General features: G+C 54.0%; 25 protein-coding genes and 3 tRNA genes. 19 read left to right on the forward strand and 9 right to left on the reverse strand.

Annotated features, from left to right (window positions below; genetic code table 11):
* Positions 1 to 42: 42 nt before the first annotated feature.
* From hemL to AINA4_RS00575, 5 genes are read right to left on the reverse strand one after another with little or no spacing between them, the layout of a single operon-like run.
* Positions 43 to 1,353, reverse strand: coding sequence for a glutamate-1-semialdehyde 2,1-aminomutase (gene hemL / locus AINA4_RS00555; protein ID WP_281787048.1), 1,311 nt, complete (start codon positions 1,351 to 1,353; stop codon positions 43 to 45).
* Positions 1,350 to 2,324, reverse strand: coding sequence for a porphobilinogen synthase (hemB, locus tag AINA4_RS00560; protein ID WP_280799426.1), 975 nt, complete (start codon positions 2,322 to 2,324; stop codon positions 1,350 to 1,352). Before hemB ends, hemL begins: the two co-directional genes overlap by 4 nt.
* Complete coding sequence (locus AINA4_RS00565; protein WP_281787050.1) at positions 2,321 to 3,067, reverse strand: uroporphyrinogen-III synthase; 747 nt, start codon at positions 3,065 to 3,067, stop codon at positions 2,321 to 2,323. The genes hemB and AINA4_RS00565 overlap by 4 nt, the downstream gene beginning before the upstream one ends.
* The gene (gene hemC / locus AINA4_RS00570; RefSeq protein WP_281787052.1) at positions 3,064 to 3,990 is read right to left on the reverse strand and encodes a hydroxymethylbilane synthase; all 927 of its coding nucleotides are present in this window, start codon (positions 3,988 to 3,990) and stop codon (positions 3,064 to 3,066) included. Before hemC ends, AINA4_RS00565 begins: the two co-directional genes overlap by 4 nt.
* Positions 3,983 to 5,236 carry a glutamyl-tRNA reductase gene (locus AINA4_RS00575; RefSeq protein WP_281787054.1) on the reverse strand — a complete coding sequence of 418 codons (1,254 nt, stop codon included), beginning with the start codon at positions 5,234 to 5,236 and terminating at the stop codon, positions 3,983 to 3,985. Before AINA4_RS00575 ends, hemC begins: the two co-directional genes overlap by 8 nt.
* Before the next feature lie 74 nt (positions 5,237 to 5,310).
* Between AINA4_RS00575 and hemE the strand changes: the two genes are divergently transcribed.
* The 4 genes from hemE to AINA4_RS00595 are packed head-to-tail and all read left to right on the forward strand — an operon-like array spanning position 5,311 to position 9,525.
* Positions 5,311 to 6,390 (forward strand): uroporphyrinogen decarboxylase, encoded by a 1,080-nt coding sequence (gene hemE, locus AINA4_RS00580; RefSeq protein ID WP_281787056.1) that lies wholly within the window; start codon positions 5,311 to 5,313, stop codon positions 6,388 to 6,390.
* Complete coding sequence (gene hemG, locus AINA4_RS00585; RefSeq protein WP_096382677.1) at positions 6,387 to 7,742, forward strand: protoporphyrinogen oxidase; 1,356 nt, start codon at positions 6,387 to 6,389, stop codon at positions 7,740 to 7,742. Before hemE ends, hemG begins: the two co-directional genes overlap by 4 nt.
* The gene (gene hemQ, locus AINA4_RS00590; protein ID WP_281787058.1) at positions 7,739 to 8,425 is read left to right on the forward strand and encodes a hydrogen peroxide-dependent heme synthase; all 687 of its coding nucleotides are present in this window, start codon (positions 7,739 to 7,741) and stop codon (positions 8,423 to 8,425) included. Before hemG ends, hemQ begins: the two co-directional genes overlap by 4 nt.
* Positions 8,422 to 9,525, forward strand: a complete 1,104-nt coding sequence (locus tag AINA4_RS00595; RefSeq protein ID WP_096382674.1) for a ferrochelatase — start codon at positions 8,422 to 8,424, stop codon at positions 9,523 to 9,525. Before hemQ ends, AINA4_RS00595 begins: the two co-directional genes overlap by 4 nt.
* A gap of 72 nt (positions 9,526 to 9,597) precedes the next feature.
* Here the strand turns inward: AINA4_RS00595 and AINA4_RS00600 are convergent.
* From AINA4_RS00600 to AINA4_RS00610, 3 genes are all read right to left on the reverse strand, one after another.
* Positions 9,598 to 9,673 (reverse strand) — tRNA-Phe (locus AINA4_RS00600).
* Between the two features lie 51 nt (positions 9,674 to 9,724).
* Positions 9,725 to 9,798: transfer RNA gene (locus AINA4_RS00605), tRNA-Asp, on the reverse strand.
* 30 nt (positions 9,799 to 9,828) lie between these two features.
* Positions 9,829 to 9,904 (reverse strand) — tRNA-Glu (locus AINA4_RS00610).
* A 167-nt stretch (positions 9,905 to 10,071) separates the two neighbouring features.
* On the opposite strand from AINA4_RS00610, the gene AINA4_RS00615 reads away from it, so the two are divergent.
* A complete protein-coding gene (locus AINA4_RS00615; protein WP_281787060.1) occupies positions 10,072 to 11,331 on the forward strand; it encodes a M23 family metallopeptidase in 1,260 nt (419 codons plus the stop codon).
* 67 nt (positions 11,332 to 11,398) lie between these two features.
* Here AINA4_RS00615 and AINA4_RS00620 read toward each other — a convergent pair whose 3' ends face one another.
* Positions 11,399 to 11,890 carry an inorganic diphosphatase gene (locus AINA4_RS00620; RefSeq protein WP_096382673.1) on the reverse strand — a complete coding sequence of 164 codons (492 nt, stop codon included), beginning with the start codon at positions 11,888 to 11,890 and terminating at the stop codon, positions 11,399 to 11,401.
* A gap of 48 nt (positions 11,891 to 11,938) precedes the next feature.
* Between AINA4_RS00620 and tilS the strand changes: the two genes are divergently transcribed.
* The 14 genes from tilS to AINA4_RS00690 all read left to right on the forward strand — a co-directional run bounded on the left by tilS (position 11,939) and on the right by AINA4_RS00690 (position 24,172).
* Positions 11,939 to 12,976 (forward strand): tRNA lysidine(34) synthetase TilS, encoded by a 1,038-nt coding sequence (gene tilS / locus AINA4_RS00625; RefSeq protein WP_281787062.1) that lies wholly within the window; start codon positions 11,939 to 11,941, stop codon positions 12,974 to 12,976.
* Positions 12,977 to 12,988: 12 nt separating this feature from the next.
* A complete protein-coding gene (gene hpt, locus AINA4_RS00630) occupies positions 12,989 to 13,558 on the forward strand; it encodes a hypoxanthine phosphoribosyltransferase (protein WP_281787064.1) in 570 nt (189 codons plus the stop codon).
* 79 nt (positions 13,559 to 13,637) lie between these two features.
* Positions 13,638 to 15,662, forward strand: a complete 2,025-nt coding sequence (ftsH, locus tag AINA4_RS00635) for an ATP-dependent zinc metalloprotease FtsH (protein ID WP_281787067.1) — start codon at positions 13,638 to 13,640, stop codon at positions 15,660 to 15,662.
* A 2-nt stretch (positions 15,663 to 15,664) separates the two neighbouring features.
* A complete protein-coding gene (gene folE / locus AINA4_RS00640; RefSeq protein ID WP_281787068.1) occupies positions 15,665 to 16,249 on the forward strand; it encodes a GTP cyclohydrolase I FolE in 585 nt (194 codons plus the stop codon).
* Complete coding sequence (gene folP / locus AINA4_RS00645) at positions 16,242 to 17,057, forward strand: dihydropteroate synthase (protein WP_281787070.1); 816 nt, start codon at positions 16,242 to 16,244, stop codon at positions 17,055 to 17,057. Before folE ends, folP begins: the two co-directional genes overlap by 8 nt.
* A complete protein-coding gene (folB, locus tag AINA4_RS00650) occupies positions 17,008 to 17,412 on the forward strand; it encodes a dihydroneopterin aldolase (RefSeq protein WP_281787666.1) in 405 nt (134 codons plus the stop codon). The genes folP and folB overlap by 50 nt, the downstream gene beginning before the upstream one ends.
* Entirely contained in the window at positions 17,412 to 17,921 is a 510-nt protein-coding gene (gene folK / locus AINA4_RS00655) for a 2-amino-4-hydroxy-6-hydroxymethyldihydropteridine diphosphokinase (protein WP_281787071.1), read from the forward strand. Before folB ends, folK begins: the two co-directional genes overlap by 1 nt.
* Positions 17,918 to 18,391: a DUF3180 domain-containing protein gene (locus AINA4_RS00660; protein WP_281787073.1), complete on the forward strand. Its 474-nt coding sequence runs from the start codon at positions 17,918 to 17,920 to the stop codon at positions 18,389 to 18,391. Before folK ends, AINA4_RS00660 begins: the two co-directional genes overlap by 4 nt.
* Complete coding sequence (locus tag AINA4_RS00665) at positions 18,375 to 19,103, forward strand: DUF2520 domain-containing protein (RefSeq protein ID WP_281787075.1); 729 nt, start codon at positions 18,375 to 18,377, stop codon at positions 19,101 to 19,103. The genes AINA4_RS00660 and AINA4_RS00665 overlap by 17 nt, the downstream gene beginning before the upstream one ends.
* Positions 19,100 to 19,969, forward strand: a complete 870-nt coding sequence (panC, locus tag AINA4_RS00670) for a pantoate--beta-alanine ligase (protein WP_281787077.1) — start codon at positions 19,100 to 19,102, stop codon at positions 19,967 to 19,969. The genes AINA4_RS00665 and panC overlap by 4 nt, the downstream gene beginning before the upstream one ends.
* Entirely contained in the window at positions 19,966 to 21,468 is a 1,503-nt protein-coding gene (gene lysS / locus AINA4_RS00675) for a lysine--tRNA ligase (protein WP_281787079.1), read from the forward strand. Before panC ends, lysS begins: the two co-directional genes overlap by 4 nt.
* A 27-nt stretch (positions 21,469 to 21,495) precedes the next feature.
* Positions 21,496 to 21,687 carry a hypothetical protein gene (locus AINA4_RS00680; protein ID WP_281787081.1) on the forward strand — a complete coding sequence of 64 codons (192 nt, stop codon included), beginning with the start codon at positions 21,496 to 21,498 and terminating at the stop codon, positions 21,685 to 21,687.
* Positions 21,684 to 23,147: a cardiolipin synthase gene (gene cls / locus AINA4_RS00685; RefSeq protein ID WP_281787083.1), complete on the forward strand. Its 1,464-nt coding sequence runs from the start codon at positions 21,684 to 21,686 to the stop codon at positions 23,145 to 23,147. The genes AINA4_RS00680 and cls overlap by 4 nt, the downstream gene beginning before the upstream one ends.
* A 14-nt stretch (positions 23,148 to 23,161) precedes the next feature.
* Positions 23,162 to 24,172 carry an aldo/keto reductase gene (locus tag AINA4_RS00690; RefSeq protein WP_281787085.1) on the forward strand — a complete coding sequence of 337 codons (1,011 nt, stop codon included), beginning with the start codon at positions 23,162 to 23,164 and terminating at the stop codon, positions 24,170 to 24,172.
* Positions 24,173 to 24,187: the final 15 nt, after the last annotated feature.

The following is a 24,187-nucleotide window of genomic DNA, read 5'->3' on the forward strand; positions in this document are numbered from 1 at the left end:
TTAATCCTATAAGCGTGCGGTAATACCGCTTTCAGTAATTTCTCAGCTTGAGCGCAGTTTCACCTGTTGCGCAGCGACTGACGCTGCCTTGGCAATCTTGTCCACGTCGTCATCTGTCAAAGCACCGGAGACAAACCACGCCTCAAATGCAGACGGAGGTACCGAAATTCCCTGTTCAAGAAGCGAATGGAAGAACACCGCAAATGCCGAAGTGTCCTGCTTTTTTGCATCATCAAAGTTACTGACGTTTTGAGAAGTGAAGAAGAAGGAAAAGAGGTTTCCCGCCTGCTGAAAACTGTGTTCGACATCTGCTGCGGTTAAGGCATTGGAGATAGCGGAACCCACTTCAAGAGATCTGGAATCAAGTGCCAAATAAAGCTCAGAGTCACACAGTTCCAGCGTTGCGAGACCCGCAGTGGTGGCAATAGGGTTACCGCTCAGTGTGCCTGCTTGGTAAACAGATCCGCTTGGGGCGAGAAGCTCCATGACGGCAGCAGAGCCACCAACGGCAGCCAAAGGCATACCTCCGCCAATGACCTTCCCGAAGGTAAACAGGTCGGGAGTCCAGTCCTCTTCAGAACCAAACTTTCCCCACCATCCACCTTGAGAAATGCGGAAGCCCGTCATAACCTCATCCAGGATGAACAGCGCACCGTGCTTCTTCGTAATGTCTGAGAGGAACTTGTTGAAACCTGGCAGCGGTGGAACAACACCCATATTCGCGGGGGTTGCTTCAGTGATCACTGCGGCAATCTCAGAACCTCGCTCGGCAAAGAGCTGCGTCACAGCGTCCACGTCGTTGAAGGGAACAACAACGGTGTCCTGAGTTTGACCGGGTGTTACACCTGGCGAGTTGGGCAATCCAAGGGTTGCAATTCCGGAGCCTGACTGAACTAGAAGGGAATCACTGTGCCCGTGGTAGCAACCCGCAAACTTCACGATCAGGTTGCGGCTAGTTGCAGCACGAGCGAGTCGAACTGCTGTCATTACAGCTTCTGTTCCAGAGGAAACAAAACGCACGCGTTCACACGTAGGAACACGAGCTGCAATTTCTTCAGCAAGCAATACTTCGCCCGGTCCTGGTGCACCGAATGAGAATGATTTCTCCATTGCTGACTTCACCCGGCTCACAACATGAGGATGTGCATGTCCCACAATCATGGGACCCCACGAACCCACAAGGTCCACGTATTCGTTGCCGTCAACATCCCAGATCTTTGAGCCTTCGCCTTTAACGAAGTAGCGAGGAGTGCCACCTACCGACTGGAAGGCGCGAACGGGTGAACTCACACCGCCAGGAATGATGCGCTTGGCGCGGTTATGCCATTGAAGTGATGTCTCAAGAGTGGTCATGATTGCTCTTTCAGTTTTTGGGCAAATTCAAGAGCCCAGTAGGTGCAGATAATGTTTGCTCCCGCTCGTTTGAGGGCATAGAGCAGTTCGAAAATGGTTGCCTCGCGCGGGATTACGCCTTGGGCTGCTGCCGTTTCCACCATGGAATACTCGCCCGAAACCACATAGGCGGCCACTGGCTTGGAAGATAGTTGCGCTGCCTGGGTGAGCACGTCCATATATGCGAGCGCAGGTTTCACCATCACCATGTCTGCGCCCTCTTCGAGGTCCAGGAGAATCTCTTCTGCGCCCTCTTTGGTCCGGCGGAAATCTTGTTGATAGGTTTTGCGGTCGCCCGAGAGTTGTGATTCCACGGCATTGCGGAAGGGGCCATAAAAGTTCGAGGCATACTTCGCCGCGTAGGCAAGGATTCCGGTGTTTACAAACCCGCGAGCATCCAGCCCGGCACGAATGGCTGCGACCTGTCCGTCCATCATTCCGCTGGTCCCAAGAAGATCAGCTCCTGCGTCTGCAAGGGCTGATGCCATCGCTACGTAGTGCTCCAGTGTGGCATCATTATCGACAGCACCTGAGGAGTCTAATACTCCACAATGGCCATGATCGGTGAACTCATCCAGACACAGATCCGCCACTAGAACCAGTGCGTCTCCCACATGCTCACGTGCTGCTCTAGTCACTCGAGACATTATTCCCTCGGATAGGCATGCCTGACTTCCTGTCTCATCTCTGTGCTCTGGAACAGCAAAGAACATGACAGAAACGATTCCGGCAGCAATCGCGTCATCGAGGATGTGAAGGAAGGATTCTTCCGTGTGCTGAAGCACTCCAGGCATGCCTGGGATTTCACGAGGTTCAGTAATCCCCTCTTTCACGAAGACGGGGAGCATGAGATTCTTTGGACTTAATGTGACATCTGCAACGAGCTCACGCATCGCTGGGGTTGTCCGGAGTCGTCGGGGACGATTAATCATGAGCCGTGTGCTTTCAGATATTCGGAGATGGTTAGGGCAACAGTTTCAGGGCTTGGATCTGCTGAAACCGCAGAAACGTTCAGTTTGAGCATCCCCGCTTGGGCAGCAGTTGTGAGACCGGCGCAAAAGACGGGGATATCGACAACGCCGTTGAAATTAACAAAAGCTCTAACGGCACTTGGGGAGCGAAGAAGGATACCTGAAATCTGACCTTCAGCAATCTGCTTCACAGATGAGGGGAAATGCGACACAGTTTCCGTCGAATAAATCACTTCTTCAACAAGATCAAAACCGTGCGACTGCAACGTTCGAGAGAGGGACTTCATGGCTATGGAACTTGAGGGGATGACGACAGGGCACGGTTCTGTCTCTGCGATCACCGTGGCTAATGAGTGGGAGTCTGCCTCGGATGCGCGAAGCACATTCACCGCCCCCACGTCACGCAGTTGCTGTTCTGTTTGAGCGCCGATGGCAGCGAATTTAAGGTCAGGCTGCGACTGAATAATCTGTTCGAGCGCACCTGGGCCGAGTTCTGCCTGGAAAAAGGACAACGCATTAGTTGACGTAGCGACGAGCCATTTGTTTCCTGGCGCAATCAAGGCTTCGCGCAGTCGTGCGATGCCCACTGGGTTATCCACCTTGGTAATGCTCAGATAGGGGTCGACAATGCTCTCAACGCCATACGCGTCAAGTGCTGCCCGATCGACATCATTTCTGTTTGCACGGATGAGGAGAATGCTCACTTCCACGCCACCCTCTCTGCGATAGGGCTTGCCTTCAAACGGGAAGCAATTTCTAGACCTAACTCACTTGCCCGGAGGCACTCATCAAGTCCGAGCTCAGCGCTGAGCTCAACCCGCTGGGACTCTCCCGTGCTTTCTACAGAGAGCTCCGCACGAAGAGTGAAGGTTCCCTGATCCAAGGAAGCCCATGCACCAATCGCTGTGGCACAACCAGCGTCCAGGCCGACTAAAACGTGGCGTTCCGCCGAGACAAGTAGTCGGGTCTCCTCATCATTGAGAACAGCAAGGAGCTCTCTGGTCTCTGAATCTTCCGAGCGGCATTCAATAGACAAAGCGCCCTGTCCCGCTGCCGGGATGAAGTCCGTGTTGTCAAAGATTTCACACACCACATCTGCCCGCCCAATACGCTTAAGACCTGCCATTGCGAGCAGAGTGGCATCGAACTCGCCCCGCTCAACTTTGGCAATTCTGGTATCGATATTTCCACGGATGGACATCACGGTGAGATCGGGGCGCAGCTGGCGAATACGTGCCGTACGGCGTGGTGAAGACGTTCCGATGACTGCCCCTGCAGGGAGTTGCATGAGGGGGATATTTCCTCGACTAACAAATCCATCTCGCGAATCTTCGCGGAGAGGAATACAAGCTGTGTCGATTCCTGGAAAGGGTTGGGCGGGGAGGTCTTTCAACGAATGCACAATGAAGTCGACCTCATGCGAGAGGAGTGCATCGCGTAAAGCTGAGACGAACAGACCCGGAGTCTTTGCTTGATTGAGCGGTTCGGTACTGATATCGCCCTGCGTCTGGATCAGTACTTCCTCAATCTGAAGATCGGGATGTTTCAGGCATAGCAGGGAGGTAAAGAGTCGGGTCTGGGTGAGAGCCAGAAGACTTCCTCGCGTGCCCACACGTAATTTAGTCACGCTCATTCACCTCGATGTTGAACAGGAGTCGAACAGCATTGATGTAGTCGTCGTGATTGCCATCAACAGCGAGCTCTTTGGCCTTTACTGAGGGCGCATGCAAGATTGCATTTGTGACCTTGCGCAGGGACTTCTGCACTTCCTCGGCAGCTGAATTCCCGGACTTTCGTCTCACGCTTTCAATCTCTTCATCAACCCAGAGGCCGATGTGTGAGCGGAGAGCGGCAACGACAGGATCAATGCTCCGAGACGCCATACTATTTTCAAAATTAGTCACAGCAGTATGAATGATTTCTCGTGCAGTGATGACAGAATCAATGTGTTCTTGAGGAGCCCGATGTTTGATCTGCTCAAGATCAATCACACTCGTATGCTCAAGTTGAGACACTTCGGGCGCGACATCTTTCGATAGTGATACATCGATGAGGACTAAATCCGGCTTGCCAGATCGGTGGGCGAGTACTTCCTGTGCAAGGGCTACGTCAACGGCATACCCAGTTGCGCCACTTGCGCTAATGATGAGATCTACCTCTGCCATGACCTGGACAAGTTGGTCTTTGCGCACGGGAGTAGTTTCATGGTTTTCTGAAAACTTCTCTGCCCGTCCCGCACGTGAATACACAAAGATGTTGTCAACGCCGAGTCGATGAATTGCCGCAGTAACTACTCTGGAATAAGCACCGGTTCCAATGAGGAGAACGGACTTCCCGGCAATTCCACCCAGCTCTTCTGAAGCGATTTCTAGCGCCGTCATGATGACCGAACGTCCCGAAGCGCCGAGACCAGTTTCTGTCATCACGGCCTTGGCGACAGATGCTGCGTTTTGGAACAAATGGTTCAAGTTTTTGGAGACAAAGCCACGCTGATGCGCTTGTGTGAGTGAGCGTTTTACTTGGCCCGAAATTTCTTCTTCGCCCACAATCATGGACTCAAGTCCTGATGCCACAGAAAACAAGTGCTGGGCAACACTATTGCCATAGAGGACCTTCAACATTGAGGTCACCACGTCAGTAGGAACTCCTAAAGCTTTTGCGACGACAGATGTGACGTAATCCATAGAGTCGTGAAAAGACTCAGCTTCGAAATAGATCTCAAAACGGTTACAGGTCGCCAACACGACGACCCCTTCAAGAACAGAATCGCTCGGACTCAAGGCATTTAGTACCTCTGCCGATGCTGATTCAAACTTCTCGAGATCAGTTAACGGGGTGTCGTGGAAGTCAGTTCCTAAATAGACGAGTGCCACAAAGCTCAAGATAACAACAGGCCTTCTGACACCGTGTCAGCTTTTCTGATCGCACCGCTCTAGAGAATAAGCCTGTGATACTTCCTGCCGAACATCCTCTGAACACCGGCAAGACCAGTGCGTCTCTCTTGGTGCTGAACATGCGCGGTCACCGCACTTGTCCGTTGCCAGTGTGGTTCATGCGGCAAGCAGGGCGTTCACTTCCTGAATATCGGAAGTTGCGCGAAGGCATTGCGATGCTAGACAGTTGCCTCACTCCTGAGCTTGTCGTTGAGATCACCATGCAGCCGGTTCGCCGCCACGGTGTGGATGCTGCTATCTTCTTCTCTGACATTGTGATCCCCCTCAAACTTGCAGGACTCGATGTTGACATCAAGCCAGGAGTTGGGCCTGTGTTGGAACATCCGGTGCGCACCCAAGAAGCCGCCGACGCGTTGCACCACATCGATGCCGACGCCTTTGCTCCCATCACCACCGCTGTTGACATGCTCGTGAAGGAACTGGGTTCAACCCCCCTGATCGGGTTTGGTGGCGCTCCCTTCACCCTCGCCTCCTATCTCATCGAAGGTGGCCCATCGAAAGACCTTCCTCATTCCAGAGAGATGATGCGAAACCAGCCTGAGCTGTGGGCACAGATTTTGAACTGGTGTGCTGACATCACGGCACAGTTCATTTCTGCCCAGGTCGTTGCAGGTGCGAGTGCACTCCAAGTATTTGATAGCTGGGCAGGACGTTTGAGCCCAGAAGAATACGAAACGTTTGCCAAGCCCTATTCAGAACGATTGTTTTCACAGCTTGCACTTCTCGTTGACAAGGATGGAGTTCCGGTTCCGCGCGTTCACTTTGGCGTAGGGACAGAGCCTCTCTTGGAATCCATGCATGGAGTTGGTGCAACCGTGATGGGTATTGATTCGCAGACTGATCTTGCTCGAGCATCTGCCCTCTTCCACGACAAGGTCCCTCTCCAAGGCAACATCTCTACAGAACTGTTGACAGCAAACTGGGAGACGTTGGCAGAACACATAGATGCAGTTATCGCCTCAGGTGCCAATGCTCCAGGTCATGTGGTCAATCTGGGCCATGGTGTTCCTCCTGAAACAGATCCAGACGTGCTCACCCGAATTACTGAATACATCCACCGCACAACAACATGATTCAAGCAGATCGGGTCGTCATTGGTGCCGGGATTTCCGGCTTGCTAGCAGCGCTTCGGGCGACTTCCCGTGGCGAAACGGTTGTAGTTCTCGAGAAAGAAGCGCACGCAGGTGGACTGATTGCCCCCGTCACTATTGGCGAGATTGATATCGATGCTGGCGCTGAAGCGTTTTCAACCGCCGGGGAGAGCTTCCTGCAGCTGCTGAAAGAATTGGGTTTGAACGATCACATCGTTTCCCCCCAGCGAACCGATGCGCGCATCGTTGCCTCCCCGACGCTTCGATATCCGATTCCGCATGGTGTTTTAGGGATCCCGAGTTCACTTGATGACCCCGAGCTCGCTTCCATCATTTCTCCTCAGGGACTGGAAGAAGCTCGCCGCTTAGATTCTCAACCAGTGGGTGAGCTCCAAGGTATGAGCGTGGCGGAATTGGTTGACACACGTCTCGGTTCTGAGTTTGTCGACAAGCTGGTCGAACCTCTGTTTAGCGGGGTTCACGGTTCCTCAGCGCAAACGCTGTCTGCCGAATCCACCATACCCGCACTTCTGCGAGCGATGAGTGAAACAGGTTCTCTGTGTTCAGCAGCACGACAGATTCGTGCCGCCCAGCCGCGGCCTGGAGCCGCTGTGGCAAGTCTTGATGGCGGCATGTTTACTCTCGTCGCTGAGCTCTATCGCCTTTTGCTGAGCAAGAAAGTTTGGTTCTCTTTCAACAGCGACGTCACCAGTGTCCAGCAGGAGAATGACCAGTGGTGCTGTAAAACGAGTAACGGAACCTTCGTCAGCACCCAAATGACTATTGCGACCGGAATCAGCACGGCTGCATACGTCCTCGCCTCCTGGGACAGTCAAGAAGTAGTTGCTGAACTTGCAACACCGGAGACTCATTCCGTCGATGTTGCACTAGTGATTTTGTTGGTCGAATCGACCCAACTGGACTCCTTCCCCCTCGGTAGTGGAGCGCTCATTACGGAGAGCAGTGGCGTGACAGCCAAGGCATCAACTCATGTGAATGCCAAGTGGGAATGGGTAGACAATGCTCTGCCAGAGCATCACCATCTCATTCGCCTGAGTTACGGCAGAGATGGAATTCTTCCCGAGGGCGATCTCATTGCACTTGCTCACGATGACCTTCCCCGCCTCTACCAAATTGATGACGCGACTATTCACAGCGCAACAATTCACCATTGGCCCGGTTCGCTCTATCAAGCAAGTACTGCCGCCAAGGCAAAACAAGAGCAACTTCTTATCACTGCACAAAAACTCGAAGTCGAACTGTGTGGCTCCTACATTTCCGGGAACGGACTACTTGGCATTACTCGTGATCACTACCAAAGGATGACCCCGTGACAGAAACTAAATTCGACACCATCAACGACACCATTCGCTACACCAACTGGACCGCATATCGCATGACGAGTCCCGTCGGTCTGCCTGACGATGCGCAAGAAGAGTTCACCGAATGGGTTGCGAGCTTGGCTGCCCGCGACATCACCCTGCGTGGAACATACGACATTCGAGGGTTCCGTGGCGATACTGCATTGCTGTTATGGATTCATGCCAGCTCTGCAGAAGAAGTTCAGGATGCTCTCAAAGAGTTCTCCCGCCTTGAATTCGGCAAACACTTTGAATCCACCTGGTCTGGAATGGGACTTCATCGCCCTGCAGAGTTCAATCGGACTCACGTGCCCGGCTTCATGTTGGGCAAGGAAGCAAAGAGGTGGCTGTGCATGTATCCCTTCGTGCGCTCTTACGACTGGTACCTCATTCCTGAAGAGGAGCGTCGGGAGATGCTCGTCGAACATGGTGTTGCTGGTCACAAGTATGAAGGCATTACTTCCAGCACGGTGGCGTCTTTTGCTCTTGGCGATTACGAGTGGCTGTTGGCTCTTGAATCTGAAGACCTCCACGAAATTGTCGACATGATGCGCGACCTCCGGTACACCAAAGCCCGTATGCATGTCCGTGAAGAAGTCCCTTTCTTCACTGGCCGCAAAGTTGAACTCTCTCAGATTGCAGGTACTTTCTCATGACTTATGATGCAATACTCCTCACCTCTTTTGGAGGACCTGAAGGTCCAGACGAAGTGATGCCTTTTCTCGAGCGCGTTACTGCCGGACGTGGTGTTCCGCGAGAAAGGTTGGAAGAGGTCTCGCACCACTACCTCGCTCTGGGGGGTGTCAGCCCCATTAACGAACAAAACCGTGCTCTCCTTGCCGCAATGAAGGAGAGGTTCCCTGAACGTGGAATAGATATCCCGATCTATTGGGGTAATCGCAACAGTGCACCGTTCTTTGCTGATGTCGTCAAGGAAATGTATGACAACGGCCATCGTCGTGTTCTTGCGTGGGTGACGAGCGCTTACTCCTCCTACTCAGGGTGCAGACAATATCGAGAGAACCTCTATCAAGCCCTGACGGACAATGACCTCGTCGGCAAAATGGTCATAGACAAAGTTCGTCACTACTTTGATCACCCAGGTTTCCTCCAGCCTGTTATTGGAGACCTTGAGGACAAACTCCAAGCAATGGTCAAGAACGGCCTAGATTTTTCAGAAATCGACGTCATGTTTGCCACCCATTCCATCCCAGATGCCATGGGTGAAACGAGTGGACCACCAGCTTTGCGAGAAACCTTTGAAAAGCCAGGCGGTGCCTATGCAGCGCAACATCTTGCTGCTGCTGAAATAGTGATGGATAAAGTCCACTCTGACCTAGGAATTTCTCCGGTCTCATGGCAGCTCGTCTATCAATCTCGCAGTGGCTCTCCACAGGTACCTTGGCTCGAACCTGACGTAAACGACGCCATTCGGGATATTCACGCATCGGGAAAGAAAGGTGTCATCGTTGTTCCTATCGGTTTCGTGAGCGACCACGTTGAAGTAATTTGGGATCTCGACAACGAAGCACAGGAAACTGCTTTAGAGCTTGGGATGGACTTTGCTCGTGTCACTACTCCTGGGAGTAGCCTCGCTTTTACGGATGGCATCGCGGATCTCATTTTGGAACGGATCAACGAAGCTACGCCTCAAGCACTCTCACCTCTGGGACCTTGGCCAAGCCAATGTGCGGTGGGGTGTTGCCCTAATTTGAGACGTGAACTCAAAGTCATAGCCGAGGCCAGCGCAGAATAAGCAGGAAGCTCTGAAATCTGCTAATGATACATCCGACAGAAAATCTAAAACCCCCGCTCAAGCGGGGTTTGGTGGTGGCTCCGACGGGCGTCGATCCCGTGACCTCACGATTTTCAGTCGTGCGCTCTACCAACTGAGCTACAGAGCCCTAAGCAATAGTGCCGCTTAGATGAAAAACCCTTCCGAAGAAGGGCATCCGCGACCCTGACGGGACTTGAACCCGCGACCTCCGCCGTGACAGGGCGGCGCGCTAACCAACTGCGCTACAGGGCCTTACTTGGTAACTAGTTTCAGTCTATATCCTGGTGACCCCAACGGGATTCGAACCCGTGTTGCCGCCGTGAAAGGGCGGAGTCCTAGGCCGCTAAACGATGGGGCCGGGAAGCAGACTGAAAGCAGCTACCGAGAGTCAAGCATAGGGAATATTTGTGCGCTGCGCCAATCGAACTATCCACAGCTTCGGAGAGCCTTCCCAGCTTTCTCCAAGTTCGCTTGTTACTGTCGAAAAGACCGTGCCTATAAACGAGTGGAGAAAGCATGCCTCGCATGAGTGAAACGCGCGCAGCGTCACTTCGTTCGTTGCGTGTTCTTCCCATCCTGCTGCTAACAGCAGTGCTTGCAGTTGTTGCTCTCGTGGTGGGTAATTCTCTTGCCCAACCTGCTTATGCCGTGGACTATCCGTCCTGGCAGGACGTTCAAAACGCGAAGGCAAACGAGGCAGCAAAGAACGCACAGGTCCAAAAGATTCAAGGTTTGATAGCTGGTCTGCAAGCAGAAGTTGAGGCAACTCAAGCGGAAGCTGAAAAGAAGGGTGCTGAGTATCAGATTGCTCAGCAGAAGTTTGACGAGGCCGACATTCTGGCTCAGAACCTTACCGCTCAAGCACAAGCTAGTGCCGAGAAAGCAAAGAATGCTTCTACCCAGGCGGGACGTCTTGCTGCACAGCTCTATCGCTCAGGTGGTAGTGATCTGAGCATTAACTTGCTGATGCAAAAGACGGCTGATGGAAGTGACAAGCTTCTGCAGAAGCTGGGCAGCATGAGCAAGATGGTCGAACGCTCCAACGCGATCTATGCGCAAGCACAGACTGCAAAGAACGAAGCAGAGTCACTGTCTAAGCAGGCAGAGGTTGCTAAGACTGCACGTGAAGAGCTTCGAGTCCAGGCAGAGACAGCCATGAACGAAGCTATTGCTGCGAACGAGGCTGCCAACGCAAAACTTGCGGAAAGCGAACAGCAGTCAGCAATTCTTGAAGCACAGCTTGCCGCTCTTAAAGACACAACAGCTCAGACCGTTGCTGGTTACCAGGCCGGTGTTGAGGAACGTAAGCGTCAAGAAGAGGAAGCACGACGCCAGGCAGCTGCAGCTGCTGCCGCAGCTCTTGCTGCACAAGGCGTGACAATCTCTGATGCAGGGTGGGCTCACCCCGCACCTGGATATGGCGTAACGAGTGACTACGGCTGGCGTTCTATGGGTGACTTCCACCTCGGAACCGATATTGGGTCACGCTGTGGCTCCCCCCTTTATGCAGCATCAAGTGGAACCGTAACCTATGCCGGTTGGCAGGGTTCTTACGGAAACTTGATTCGTATCAACCACGGGGGCGGAGTTTCTACTGGCTATGCTCACATCAGCCCTGGCGGCATCATGGTGAGTGTCGGTCAATGGGTTTCTGTCGGTCAGCAAATTGCGACAACAGGTACTACCGGTAACTCCACCGGTTGCCACCTCCACTACGAAGTCCGTCTCAACGGATCAACCACCAACCCTCGCGCATTCATGGCAGACCGTGGAGTTGGTTTCTAAACCACAACAGAGTTAACGACTGATGCCCCGCTCGCCAGAGCGGGGCATCAGTATTTTTGCGAAGTACTTAGTGGCCTTCTGCCTTGAGGCGAGCAAAACCGTCAACAACGATTTGCTCTGCTTCGGCAGCGTTGCCCCAACCCTCAACGTTGACAAACTTGCCAGGCTCGAGGTCCTTGTAACGCTTGAAGAAGTGGTCGATTTCGTTCTTGGTCTGCTCAGGAACGTCAGAGATGTCCTGGATGTGTGCCCAGCGAGGGTCCTTAGCTGGAACACAGATGACCTTGGCATCTGATCCAGCTTCGTCGCTCATGTTGAGTACACCAACGGGACGAACGCTGACACCAACGCCAGGGAAGACAGGGTACTCAAGCAGAACCAGTGCGTCTACGGGGTCACCGTCGAGTCCGAGAGTGTTCTCGAAGAATCCGTAATCTGTGGGGTAGACGAAGGTGGTGAACAAAACGCGGTCGAGGTACACACGACCTGTTTCGTGGTCTACCTCATATTTGTTGCGACTTCCCTTAGGGATTTCAATAATGACATCGTACGCGGCCACGAGGGCTCCTTCACGGTTGGGATGAATACCTAATAACGTTACTTGATAATGACTCAACGACCTCGACTCACGCCAGCTGTGGCTGACGTTCGTCGTGCCGTTCGAACGAACCTCGCAGATGTGGAACACGGCAGTGTCGTTCTCGTCGCGCTTAGTGGCGGACCCGATTCTCTTGCTCTAGCGGCCGGGCTTGGCTTTGAAGCCCCGAAATTAGGCCTTCGTGCTGGTGCCGTCATTGTGGATCACGGTTTGCAGGACGGTTCTGCCGAGGTTGCTGCGCGTGCTGCAGCACAAGCTGAAGCACTTGGCTTGGACCCGGTCATTATCCGTTCAGTGAAAGTCGAGCCACAGTCAGGACCTGAGGCTGATGCCCGCACTGCACGCTATGCCGCATTGGAGGCAGTTTCCGAAGAAATAGGTGCTGTGGCTGTTCTGCTAGGCCACACACTCGATGATCAAGCAGAGACTGTTTTGCTCGGGCTCACTCGTGGTTCGGGCGCAACAAGTCTTGCCGGAATGAGCGAGATTAATGGAATCTATCGCCGACCGCTGCTGGGTATTCGTCGTACCGACACGGTTGCCGCGTGTGCTGACCAGCAATTAACCCCCTGGAATGATCCTCACAATGAGGACAGTGCCTACACGCGGGTTCGTATTCGCACTGAGATTATGCCGCTGCTCGAAGACAAGCTCGGACCAGGTGTTGCAGAGGCTCTCGCTCGCACCGCTGAACAACTGCGACAGGATGCCATGGTGTTAGACGCACTCACTGTAGAAATTATGCCGACTGTTCTCCTACCCGCGCTGGGAGAGCCTGCTGATAGCAGGCGCGCTGTGTTGGAGATTTCTCAATTGGAAGCATTGCCCGCGGCCATTCTTAATCGGGTTATCCGGCGCAGTGCACTTGAGGTTTTTTCGGTCAGTTTGAGTGCAGCACACACCACTTCCATTACCAGACTCATTACGCACTGGCATGGACAGGGTGAAGCACACGTTCCCGGTATTAGAGTTGAGCGACAAGGTACTCAACTCGTTATGAGTTCCACCTCGTCCCCGCCCACCGAGTCTTCAGCTCACCAGCACTAAAGGATCGCACGCATGGAGTTGCGCGACGTCGAATCAGACATCACCGAAATCCTCTTCACAGAGGAGCAAATTCAAAACCGCCTCGCTGAGCTTGCTCGCGAGATTGAGCGTGATTACGAGGGCAAAGACGTTCTCATCATTGCCGTTCTCAAGGGCGCTGTGATGGTGCTCAGTGATTTGGTGCGCGAGCTGAAGTTCCACGCACACATCGACTTCATGGCTGTCTCCTCCTATGGTTCCAGCACGAAGTCTTCTGGTGTTGTTCGCATTGTGAAAGACCTCGATGCTGAAATCGCTGGTCGTCACGTGCTGATCGTGGAAGACATCATTGACTCTGGTCTGACCTTGAACTGGTTGATGGGAAACCTCGAGTCTCGTGGTCCTGCCTCGATTGAGGTCGTGGCAATGTTCCGCAAGCCAGAAGCCATCAAAGAACCTGTTGACGTGAAATATGTAGGCTTTGATATTCCTCCTGCCTTCGTTATTGGCTATGGCTTGGACTACAGCGAGGACTACCGCAATGTTCGTGGTTTGGCAGTTCTGGCTCCCCACGTATATGGCGGAGAAGACCCCCACGCCTAAGAATTCATGGGCGGATGTGATTCCGCCCTCGGCAAACACCCAGCGGGCATAGCGTTCCGCCCGATACCCTGAGAAGACCATGAAACTGAAGAACCTTCTGCGCGGTCCCCTGCTGTACATCGTTGTTGCCGTTGTTGCGGTCTGGGTTGGCTCCTCGCTGATCTCCATGACCGGATTCCAATCGGTGAGCACCGATGACGGCTTGACCTTCCTCAAAGACAACAAGGTTGCCAGCGCTACCATCGTTGACATTGAGCAGCGTGTAGATCTCAAGCTCAAAGAAGCTGATGAGAAATACGGCACGGACGTGCAGTTCTTCTATGTTGCCCCTCGTGGTGTTCAGGTTGTCGATGAGGTTAACGCGTCCGACCTGACCGATGGCTTCAACGATGAGGTTCCCAAAGAGAACTGGTTCCTCAGCATGCTGGGTATTCTGTTGCCCGTCATCTTGATCGGTGCCTTCTTCTGGTTCATGCTCTCCTCCATGCAAGGTGGAGGCCGCGGTGTGATGCAGTTTGGTAAGTCACGCGCCAAGATGGTCACCAAGGAAACCCCCACCGTCACCTTTGCTGACGTAGCTGGTGCCAACGAGGCCGTGGAAGAACTGGCAGAAATTGTCGACTTCCTCAAAGAGCCAGAACGCTTCCTTGCCGTTGGAGCTCGCATCCCGAAGGGTGTGCTCCTCTATGGCCCTCCCGGAACGGGTAAAACCCTCCTCGCACGTGCTGTCGCTGGTGAAGCGGGCGTTCCCTTCTTCTCTATTTCTGGTTCCGACTTCGTTGAAATGTTTGTTGGTGTGGGTGCCAGCCGTGTTCGTGACCTTTTCGAACAGGCCAAGCAAAACGCCCCCGCGATTATTTTCATCGATGAAATCGATGCCGTAGGCCGACACCGTGGTGCCGGTATGGGTGGTGGCCACGACGAGCGTGAGCAGACCCTCAACCAGATGCTGGTCGAGATGGACGGATTCGACGTCAAGGCCAACGTGATCTTGATTGCCGCCACCAACCGTCCGGACATTCTTGACCCTGCTCTTCTGCGTCCTGGCCGTTTCGACCGCCAGATTGGTGTGGACGCTCCAGATCTTGAAGGCCGCAAGAAAATCTTGGAAGTTCACGCCAAGGGCAAGCCCATGGCGAAGAACGTTGACCTCGAAGTTGTCGCACGCAAGACTCCAGGTTTCACCGGTGCTGACCTCGCGAACGTCTTGAACGAAGCGGCACTGTTGACTGCCCGTTCCAACGCACAGCTGATCGACAACCGTGCACTGGATGAATCCATTGACCGCGTGATCGCCGGGCCTCAGCGTCGCAGCCGTGTGATGAAGGATCAAGAAAAGCTCATCACTGCTTATCACGAGGGTGGTCACGCTCTGGCAGCTGCTGCAATGAACTTCTCTGACCCCGTGACCAAGGTGACTATCCTTCCTCGTGGTCGCGCACTCGGATACACCATGGTGCTTCCGCTGGAAGATAAGTACTCCGTCACACGTAACGAACTACTTGACCAGCTCACCTATGCCATGGGTGGCCGCGTTGCTGAAGAAATCGTTTTCCACGACCCCACCACCGGTGCATCGAATGACATTGAGAAGGCAACCAACATTGCTCGCAAGATGGTCACCGAATATGGCATGAGCGCAACTGTTGGTTCAGTCAAGCTCGGTGGCGCATCCGGTGAGATGTTCCTCGGTCGCGACATGGGTCACCAGCGAGACTACTCCGAGGTCATGGCAGAGCACGTGGATAAAGAAATCCGTGCTCTCATCGAGAACGCTCACACTGAAGCGTGGAAGGTTCTGAACTCGAACCGTAAAGTTCTGGACCGCCTCGCTACCGAACTTCTTGAGAAGGAAACTCTCGATCACAACCAGCTCGAGGAAATCTTTAAGGATGTGAAGAAGCTTCCTCTGCGCAAGCAGTGGCTTTCGAGCAATGAGCGTCCAGTTTCGAAGCTTCCACCTGTGAAGGTTCCAGCAAAGAAGGCAGAACCAGCTGCGAAGGCAGCTAAGCCTGCCGCCAAGCCAGCTGCCAAGAAGGCTCCTGCCAAGGCAGCAGCTAAGCCTGCTGCGCGCGCACCCAAGAAGCCAAGCACCAAGGCATAATCATGGCTATCGACCGGGCACGTATTGAAGCTGCCGTCGTCGAGCTCCTGCACGCCATCGGCGAGGACCCGACGAAGGAGGGTTTTTCTACGACCCCGGAAAGGGTTGCTCAGGCTTACTCAGAATTCTTTGCTGGCGTGGGAGAAGACCCTCTGGTGCATCTTGCCGAGAGTGTGCCTGTTGACCAACTCTCCGATGCCGTGGTGGTCACGAATATCACCGTTAGGTCGATGTGTGAACATCACCTTCTGCCCTTCTTAGGTGTTGCTCACTTGGCCTATCTGCCCGGCGACCGGGTTGTCGGGTTGGGGAAGCTTCCTCGCGTGGTGAACACTCTTGCCGCACGTCCGCAGATGCAGGAAAGCCTTACCGAACAGATTGCTGACACTCTCGTGGAAGGCTTAGACCCCCGCGGGGTCGTAGTGGTAGTTGAAGCCAAGCACCAGTGTGTGGGAGCACGCGGTGTTGAACAAACAGACAGCCGGACCATCACCATCGCCTCTCGAGGGGAATTGACCGACCCTGTTGCACGTGCTGAAATTATGACGCTGATTGGTACGTCAACCGCAGGACACGAGCATGGCTGAGCACCGCACCCTCATCATGGGGATTCTCAACGTCACTGAAGACTCATTTAGTGACGGCGGAAAATTCCTCAACACCGAAGCCGCCATCAAGCACGGCATCGCCATGATGGAACAAGGCGCGGACATCATCGACATCGGTGGAGAATCAACCAGGCCCGGTGCGCAACGCGTCACCGTGGAAGAAGAACAACTTCGCGTACTGCCGGTGGTGGGAGCGCTGGTGCGCTCTGGCGCCATCGTCAGCATCGACACTATGAACGCCGCCACGGCACTGCTCGCGGTTGAGCACGGGGCAACCTATGTCAACGATGTCTCAGGTGGTCTCGCAGATTTCTTTATGCCCAAGATGGTCGCGCAGTCCGACGCTATGTATATCGCCAGTCACTGGCGTGGCCACTCCGTGGACATGGACAACAAAGCTCTCTATAAAGATGCTCCCACGGACATCACCCGTGAACTGAGCGACCGAGTCGAGGCACTCCTTGAAGAAGGCATCAAACCTGAGAAGCTCATTCTGGATCCTGGCTTAGGTTTTGCAAAAAACTCTGAACACAATTGGCAGATGCTCGGTCGTCTGGATGAGCTCAAAGCACTGGGTTATCCATTGTTGATCGGTGCCTCTCGCAAACGTTTCCTTGCCGCTTTGCTTCCTGAAGACGCCACGATGGAAGATCGTGACTCTGCCAGTGTTGCCGTGAGTGTTTTGGCAGCACAGGCTGGTGCCTGGGGTGTTCGAGTTCATGACGTGGCACGCACATATGGGGCGCTGCGCGTATTGGAATCCTGGAATAAGGGTGCCCGTGGCTAAGGATCGCATCACACTTACCGGTTTACGCGTCCACGCCAACCACGGCGTCTTCGACTTCGAACGCGAACAAGGTCAGCCCTTCATCGTTGATGTCACCGCATGGCTTGACCTCTCACCAGCCGCACTCTCAGATGACCTTGCGCAAACAGTGCACTATGGCGAACTGGCAGAAGAAGTGGTGGCAGCAGTCGCCAGCGAACCAGTAGACCTCATCGAAACAGTCGCAGAACGGGTCGCTCAGGTCGTGCTCGCACATAAGCCAGTTGACCGCGTTGAGGTCACCGTGCACAAACCCGAAGCACCCATCAGCGTCCCCTTTGCCGATGTTGCCGTGACGATAGAGCGCACACGCTAATGGATGCTCAACGCAGAAATGCCGTCATCGCTTTTGGCTCCAACTTGGGCGATCGTGCACAGACAATCCGTGACGCAGCCCGGGAAGTAGGCGACCTGGGCGGAACAGTGTTGTTGTCGATGTCGCCGCTGTATCAATCAGCTGCCATCAAACCTGAGGGTGTCGATCTGGATGCGCCTGAGTATCTCAACGCTGTCGCGTTAATCAACACGGATCTTCCTCCGCAGGATCTGTTGACCGAGCTTGCCGGAATTGAACAAGACCACGGCCGTGAGCGTCACGAACGCTGGGGTGATCGCACCCTCGATCTCGATATTGTGTGGATGGATGGCGTGGAGATGACCACTGAGCATCTCACCATTCCTCACCCTCGCGCACTAGAACGTTCCTTTGTTGTCGTTCCCTGGTGTGATGTTCAACCAGATGCCACAGTAGAACCAGTTGGAGCACTTGCTCCCTTGGCAGATCAACTGCGTCACGAACTTCAACGATGGGAGGCCACAGCATGAAACGCACTGGGCCCGCTCCATTGATTGGGTTGTTCCTCATCGGAACAGTTGCGGCATACCTTCTTGAGCTAATTGTCCAATCACGTGGCGGGTTTATCTATATTCCGCCCATTACGGTTGCCTTTACTCTCTTTGCCGTCGCTATCTGTGTTGTGCTACTGGCTATTCCTATTCGCCGCCGCGTGACAGGAAAACGCAAAGAGCCTGTTGATCCTCTTTACGCTGCCCGGGTTGTCGCTTTGGCAAAGGCAAGCAGTTACGCAGGGGCATTGCTGCTTGGTCTTGGTGCTGGAGTTCTCCTGTATTTATTTGGGCGCCCCATTTCTCCAACCGGCTTCATGCTCGCTAATGCGCTAGCCCAAGTTACTTCCGCTGCTCTACTTATCGCCGCTGGTTTGATTGCCGAATGGTTATGTGTTTTGCCTCCAGAAGATAAAGACGAGGAGACGGTCGGTGAACCAGCAGCGTGATGGACGCCTGGGCGTTGGCATCATCGGTGCTGGAAACGTCGGGCCGATTCTGGGTGCTGCGCTAGCAGGAGCTGGCCATGCTCTTGTCGGGATCTCCGCAATTTCTGAGCAAAGCAAAGAGCGCGCAGCCGCACTACTTCCACAGGTACCCGTCTTGGATGTCACTCAGATTGTTGAGCGCAGCGAACTCGTTCTCATTGCTGTTCCTGATGAGGAACTTCCAGGCTTGATTACCGGCCTTGCCACTGCGGGAGCATGGCAGCCAGGACAGATCGTGCTGCACACCTCGGCGAAGTATGGGGTTGATGTTCTCCTCCCTGCTCAACAAGCAGGAGTAATTCCGCTGGCATTGCATCCGGCAATGGCGTTCACGGGAACCAGCATGGATATTTCCCGACTGAGTGAAAGCTACATTGCCGTGACAGCACCAACACCGGTTTTGCCGATTGGTCAAGCGCTCGCCGTGGAGATGGGTGGCGAACCTATTGTTATTGCCGAGAACCAGCGACCTGCCTATGCCGAGGCCATTGCAACGGCCTCACAGTTTTCACTAGCCATAGTGGAGCAGGCAACCGGATTACTGGCAGAGATGGGCATCGAGAATCCGGGACGCATTGTTGCGCCCTTGATTCGATCCACCGTGGACAACGCCCTCGGTCAGGCAGGAGATGCGTCACGTTTGGGCTTTACTGGAATCGACGATCTCGTATGAGCACACCCGTCGTTCTTCACACCGCGGCCGAGTTAGCAGAACTGAGAGCACGGCTGGCCGCAGATGGTAAGACCCTGGCACTCGTGCCAACTATGGGTGCTCTCCACCGAGGACATTTGGCACTGGTATCACGGGCCCGTGAATTAGCAGATGTGGTGGTGGTTTCCATCTTTGTGAACCCACTGCAGTTTGGTGCTGGGGAAGATTTTGATCGGTATCCGCGCACCCTCGATTCAGATGTTGCTGCGCTAGCCGAAGTAGCAGACTATGTCTTTGCTCCTGATGCAAATGAGGTTTATCCAGATCGACTTGGGGGACAAGCAGTTCCTGCACAGCACGCAGGACCAGTAGGTGATCTGTTTGAAGGGGCAAGCAGACCAGGCCATTTCGATGGTGTGCTGACGGTGGTTGCCAGACTCTTTGATCTCGTGAAGCCAGATGTTGCTGTGTTTGGGCAAAAGGATGCCCAGCAAGTGTTCTTAGTACGTCAGCTCATTTCAGAAAAGAAGCTGCCCATCACCTTTGAGGTGGTTCCCACTGTCCGTGAAGAAGACGGCGTTGCCCTCTCCAGCCGCAACCGTTATCTCAGTGAGGAAGAGCGCGCGGCGGCAGCAGCGCTGCCGCACGCTCTTCTTGCTGCTTCTCATGCAGCACTGCATGAAGGCCTACAGGGTACTCGGGAAGCAGGCATCCGAGCATTCGAGCAGTACCCGCTGGTTAGACTTGAGTATCTCGACCTTGTCGATCCCACCACTTTCTTGCCTGCTGCAGATGACCATCAGGGGCCAGTCACTGTGGTGGTGGCCGCGAAGGTGGGAAATACACGCCTGATTGATACCGAAAACATCGAAAGACTCCACGCATGAGTGAGAACACCGCACCTGAGCCCGAACTGACAGAAGCCGAAGTCAGCGAGCAGAAGGCCGTTCGTCTCACAAAGCGCGAGCGCTTAAACGAACTAGGTATCGGGGCATACCCCGTGACCGTTCCTGTCACCGACAGCATTAGCTCTGTTCGTGAACGCTTTGATGGTCTTGAAGCAGACGCCACCACCGGTGTGACCGTGGGCGTAGCTGGTCGTATTGTTCACCTGCGCAACACTGGCAAGCTGTGCTTTGCCAGTTTGCAGTCAGGTGATGGCAGTCGCATCCAGGCAATGGTTTCTCTGGCAGAAGTCGGCGACGAACAGCTTGAACTTTGGAAAGACCTCGTTGATTTAGGTGACCTCATCTTTGTCAGCGGTGAAGTGATCTCCTCACGCCGCGGTGAACTCTCGATCATGGTCTCCGATTGGAAGATGGCTTCTAAGGCTGTTCTTCCTTTGCCGAACATGCACAATGAGCTCAACGAGGAAACTCGTGTTCGTGCCCGCTACCTTGACCTCATCGTGCGTGAACAAGCACGCAAGACTGTTTTCGCTCGCGCGAAGACCATGGCCTCACTGCGTGAGACCTTCACTTCACTCGACTTCGTTGAGGTTGAAACTCCCATGCTGCAGGTCATGCACGGTGGTGCATCAGCTCGCCCCTTCGTGACCCACTCCAATGCCTTCGATATGGAGCTGTTCTTGCGCATCGCTCCCGAGCTGTATCTGAAGCGTGCACTGGTTGGTGGCATCGAACGTGTCTATGAGATCAACCGCAACTTCCGTAACGAGGGTGCTGACAGCACACACTCACCCGAGTTTGCGATGCTCGAAGCCTATGAGGCATACGGGGACTACAACTCGATTGCAGACCTCACTCAAAAGCTCATACAGGATGCTGCTCTGGCTGTTGCCGGAAGCCACGTGGTCACCTGGGCTGATGGCACCGAGTTTGATCTCGGTGGCCAGTGGGACCGCATCAGCATGTACCACTCACTCAGCGAAGCTTCCGGTGTAGAAATCACTCCTGAAACCTCGGTTGCCGAATTGCAAAAACTGGCAGATAAAGAAGGCGTCGACGTTCACCTGGCTAACCATGGCAAGCTCGTGGAAGAACTGTGGGAGCACTTTGTCAAAGATGGCCTCAGCCGTCCGACCTTCGTCATGGACTTCCCCGTCGAAACAAGCCCGCTCGTGAAGGAGCATCGCTCGATTCCTGGAGTGGTGGAGAAGTGGGATCTCTATGTTCGCGGCTTTGAACTAGCGACCGGTTATTCCGAGCTCAATGACCCTGTCATCCAGCGAGAGCGTTTTGTGCAGCAAGCTGCACTGAGCGCCAAGGGTGATGTTGAAGCAATGCGCTTGGACGAAGATTTCCTCAAAGCTCTCGAGCACGCCATGCCACCTGCCGGCGGCATGGGTATGGGTATGGACCGCCTTCTCATGGCCATCACTGGTCTGGGCATCAGGGAAACCATCCTGTTCCCACTCGTGAAGTAATCAGGTCACACCGGTAGTCTGACAAGCATGGATAACTTCTGGATTAATGCCCTGTGGTCAATCACACCCACTGTCATTCTGGGGCTTTTGTTCTGGTTGATTATTCGGTCAATTTTGCGTTCGGACCGAACCGAACGTGAAACTTATGCGCGGCTTGAGGCGGAAGAGCGCGCCAAGCGTGGTCTCTCTGCGGATGATCAATCGGGGGCCCAACAATGACACAAGGTGATGTGAACTTCTGGATCACCATTGTCCTGTTCCTGATTGACTTCGCTATCCGCGTTGCCGCCATCATCATCGTTCCGCGCAACCGTCGTCCATCCTCTGCTTTGGGCTGGTTGCTCGCCATCTTCTTCATCCCGTTCATCGGTGTGATCTTGTTCCTGCTGATTGGTAGCCCACGACTGGGACGCAAGCGTCGTCGTCGCCAGGCAGAAATCAACCAGTTCATCATGGATGCCACCGAGGGAATGGCAACGGTCAAACACGACAAGTCGTGGCCGGCCTGGTTGGATTCCATCGTTCAGATGAATCGCAATTTGGGCGCCATGCCCATGATCGGTGGAAACAACGCACAGATGCAGATCGATTACGAGAAAAACTTTCTCGATATGGCAGCTGACATCGACAAAGCGAAAAAATATGTTCACGTCGAGTTCTATATCTTGGCGGCTGACTCCACAACAGAACCACTATTCCAAGCGATGGAGCGTGCTGTTCAGCGTGGCGTCAAGGTACGTGTGCTCTTTGACCACATAGCTGGAAAGCGCACCGTCGGTTATAAAGAAACCAAGAAGCGTCTGACTGCTATCGGTGCCGAATGGCACCTCATGCTTCCTTTCCTCCCTCTTGAAGGAAAGTACGAGCGTCCAGATCTGCGCAACCACCGCAAGCTCTTGATCATCGACTCGAAGATCGGCTGGATGGGTTCACAAAACCTCATTGACTCCAGTTACCTCAAGAAGTCCAACATCAAGCGTGGACTGCACTGGAAAGATGCCATGGTTCGCCTGGAAGGACCCATTGTTGCTGGTCTGAACGCCATCTTCATTACTGACTGGTATTCCGAGACAGACATTCTGCTCACACGTGAGGCAGCACCACTGACAACCACGTCCAAGAAGAATGCCCTCGATTGCCAGATCGTTCCCTCAGGACCAGGCTTTGCTTCCGAGAACAACCTGCGGATGTTCTTAGCGTTAATGTATTCAGCACAAGAAAAGATCATCATTACTTCGCCCTACTTCGTTCCCGATGAGTCGTTGATGTATGCCATCACCTCGGCATGCCAGCGTGGTGTTCGTGTGGAACTGTTTGTCTCCGAAATTGGAGATCAGGCGTTGGTGTATCACGCACAGCGTTCCTACTACGAAGCACTGCTTCGTGCCGGTGTTGTTATTTGGCTCTACAAAGCACCCACCATCTTGCACTCCAAGCACATGTCTATCGATGACGAGGTCGCAGTCATCGGATCTTCCAACATGGACATGCGATCCTTTTCCCTCAACCTTGAGGTCTCCCTCATGGTCAAGGGCGCTTCTTTCGTCAAGCAGATGCGCGAGGTTGAAGATGCTTACCGTGAAGACTCTCGTGCGCTCACCCTGGATGAGTGGATGAAGCAGCCTCTGCGCTCAACTGTTCTTGATGGTTTAGCCCGCTTGACGTCTTCACTTCAGTAAAGAAAGTTTTCTCTATGGCATACGAAGCTGCACCTTCTCGCTACGACATCATGAACTACCGCAGAAGCGGTAAATGGGGTTTGAAGCTTCCTGAGATTTCCTTAGGCCTCTGGCACAACTTCGGTGACGAAGGATCTCTCAAGAACCAAAAGCAGATTCTGCGTCGTGCTTTTGACTTGGGCGTGACCCATTTTGATCTCGCAAACAACTACGGCGTTCCTGCCGGCTCTGCCGAGAGCCACTTCGGTGAAGTGCTGGCTTCAGATTTCAAGCCCTATCGCGACGAGATGGTCATCTCGTCCAAAGCCGGATATTTCATGTGGGATGGTCCCTATGGCGAGTGGGGAACTCGGAAGTACCTGATCTCTTCTCTTGATCAGAGCCTGACCCGTATGGGGCTGGACTATGTCGATATCTTCTACTCCCACCGCCCAGACCCCAACACCCCCATTGAAGAAACCATGGGCGCACTGGCTTCGATCGTGCAGCAGGGCAAGGCACTGTATGTTGGAATCTCCTCCTACACGCCAGCGCAAACCATGGCAGCGAGGAAGGAACTGGATCGACTCGGAGTTCCTCTGCTGATTCATCAGCCTCGCTACTCGATGTTTGATCGCACCATCGAACGCTCAGGCCTGCTTTACACCCTTGACGAGATCGGTGCCGGGTGCATCGTTTTCTCGCCACTAGCTCAGGGCCTTCTCACCGATCGTTACCTTGGTGGGGTTCCCAAAGACTCCCGTGCTGCTGTGGGTGAACACCTCAAAGCGTCCACAATCACCGACACCTATCTCGAGCGCGTCCGTGGTCTGGCGGCTATCGCCGAGGCCCGCGGCCAGACGCTCGCTCAGATGGCACTGTTATGGACACTGCGTAACCCTGGGGTCACCTCAGCTTTGATTGGTGCTTCTTCGGTGAAGCAACTCGAAGACAATATCGCAGCTATTCACGGGCCAGAGTTTGAGCCAGAAGAACTCGACGCGATTGATGAATTTGCGGTGCACGGCACCGAATCAGGTAAGTAAAACTAGGCGGAGTTT

Source organism: Aurantimicrobium sp. INA4 (genome assembly GCF_027924525.1).
In the GTDB taxonomy this organism is placed as follows: domain Bacteria; phylum Actinomycetota; class Actinomycetes; order Actinomycetales; family Microbacteriaceae; genus Aurantimicrobium.

What these genes read in the sequence shown, in the direction of transcription:
- cls (WP_281787083.1), top strand. Translation starts at nt 21,684, where the DNA reads ATGACACAAGGTGATGTGAACTTCTGGATCACCATTGTCCTGTTCCTG.
- ftsH (WP_281787067.1), top strand. Translation starts at nt 13,638, where the DNA reads ATGAAACTGAAGAACCTTCTGCGCGGTCCCCTGCTGTACATCGTTGTT.
- hpt (WP_281787064.1), top strand. Translation starts at nt 12,989, where the DNA reads ATGGAGTTGCGCGACGTCGAATCAGACATCACCGAAATCCTCTTCACA.
- folK (WP_281787071.1), top strand. Translation starts at nt 17,412, where the DNA reads ATGGATGCTCAACGCAGAAATGCCGTCATCGCTTTTGGCTCCAACTTG.
- AINA4_RS00660 (WP_281787073.1), top strand. Translation starts at nt 17,918, where the DNA reads ATGAAACGCACTGGGCCCGCTCCATTGATTGGGTTGTTCCTCATCGGA.
- hemB (WP_280799426.1), bottom strand. Translation starts at nt 2,324, where the DNA reads ATGATTAATCGTCCCCGACGACTCCGGACAACCCCAGCGATGCGTGAG.
- AINA4_RS00595 (WP_096382674.1), top strand. Translation starts at nt 8,422, where the DNA reads ATGACTTATGATGCAATACTCCTCACCTCTTTTGGAGGACCTGAAGGT.
- folP (WP_281787070.1), top strand. Translation starts at nt 16,242, where the DNA reads ATGGCTGAGCACCGCACCCTCATCATGGGGATTCTCAACGTCACTGAA.
- panC (WP_281787077.1), top strand. Translation starts at nt 19,100, where the DNA reads ATGAGCACACCCGTCGTTCTTCACACCGCGGCCGAGTTAGCAGAACTG.
- tilS (WP_281787062.1), top strand. Translation starts at nt 11,939, where the DNA reads ATGACTCAACGACCTCGACTCACGCCAGCTGTGGCTGACGTTCGTCGT.
- hemG (WP_096382677.1), top strand. Translation starts at nt 6,387, where the DNA reads ATGATTCAAGCAGATCGGGTCGTCATTGGTGCCGGGATTTCCGGCTTG.
- AINA4_RS00615 (WP_281787060.1), top strand. Translation starts at nt 10,072, where the DNA reads ATGAGTGAAACGCGCGCAGCGTCACTTCGTTCGTTGCGTGTTCTTCCC.
- AINA4_RS00690 (WP_281787085.1), top strand. Translation starts at nt 23,162, where the DNA reads ATGGCATACGAAGCTGCACCTTCTCGCTACGACATCATGAACTACCGC.
- AINA4_RS00680 (WP_281787081.1), top strand. Translation starts at nt 21,496, where the DNA reads ATGGATAACTTCTGGATTAATGCCCTGTGGTCAATCACACCCACTGTC.
- lysS (WP_281787079.1), top strand. Translation starts at nt 19,966, where the DNA reads ATGAGTGAGAACACCGCACCTGAGCCCGAACTGACAGAAGCCGAAGTC.
- folE (WP_281787068.1), top strand. Translation starts at nt 15,665, where the DNA reads ATGGCTATCGACCGGGCACGTATTGAAGCTGCCGTCGTCGAGCTCCTG.
- hemL (WP_281787048.1), bottom strand. Translation starts at nt 1,353, where the DNA reads ATGACCACTCTTGAGACATCACTTCAATGGCATAACCGCGCCAAGCGC.
- folB (WP_281787666.1), top strand. Translation starts at nt 17,008, where the DNA reads ATGGGGCGCTGCGCGTATTGGAATCCTGGAATAAGGGTGCCCGTGGCT.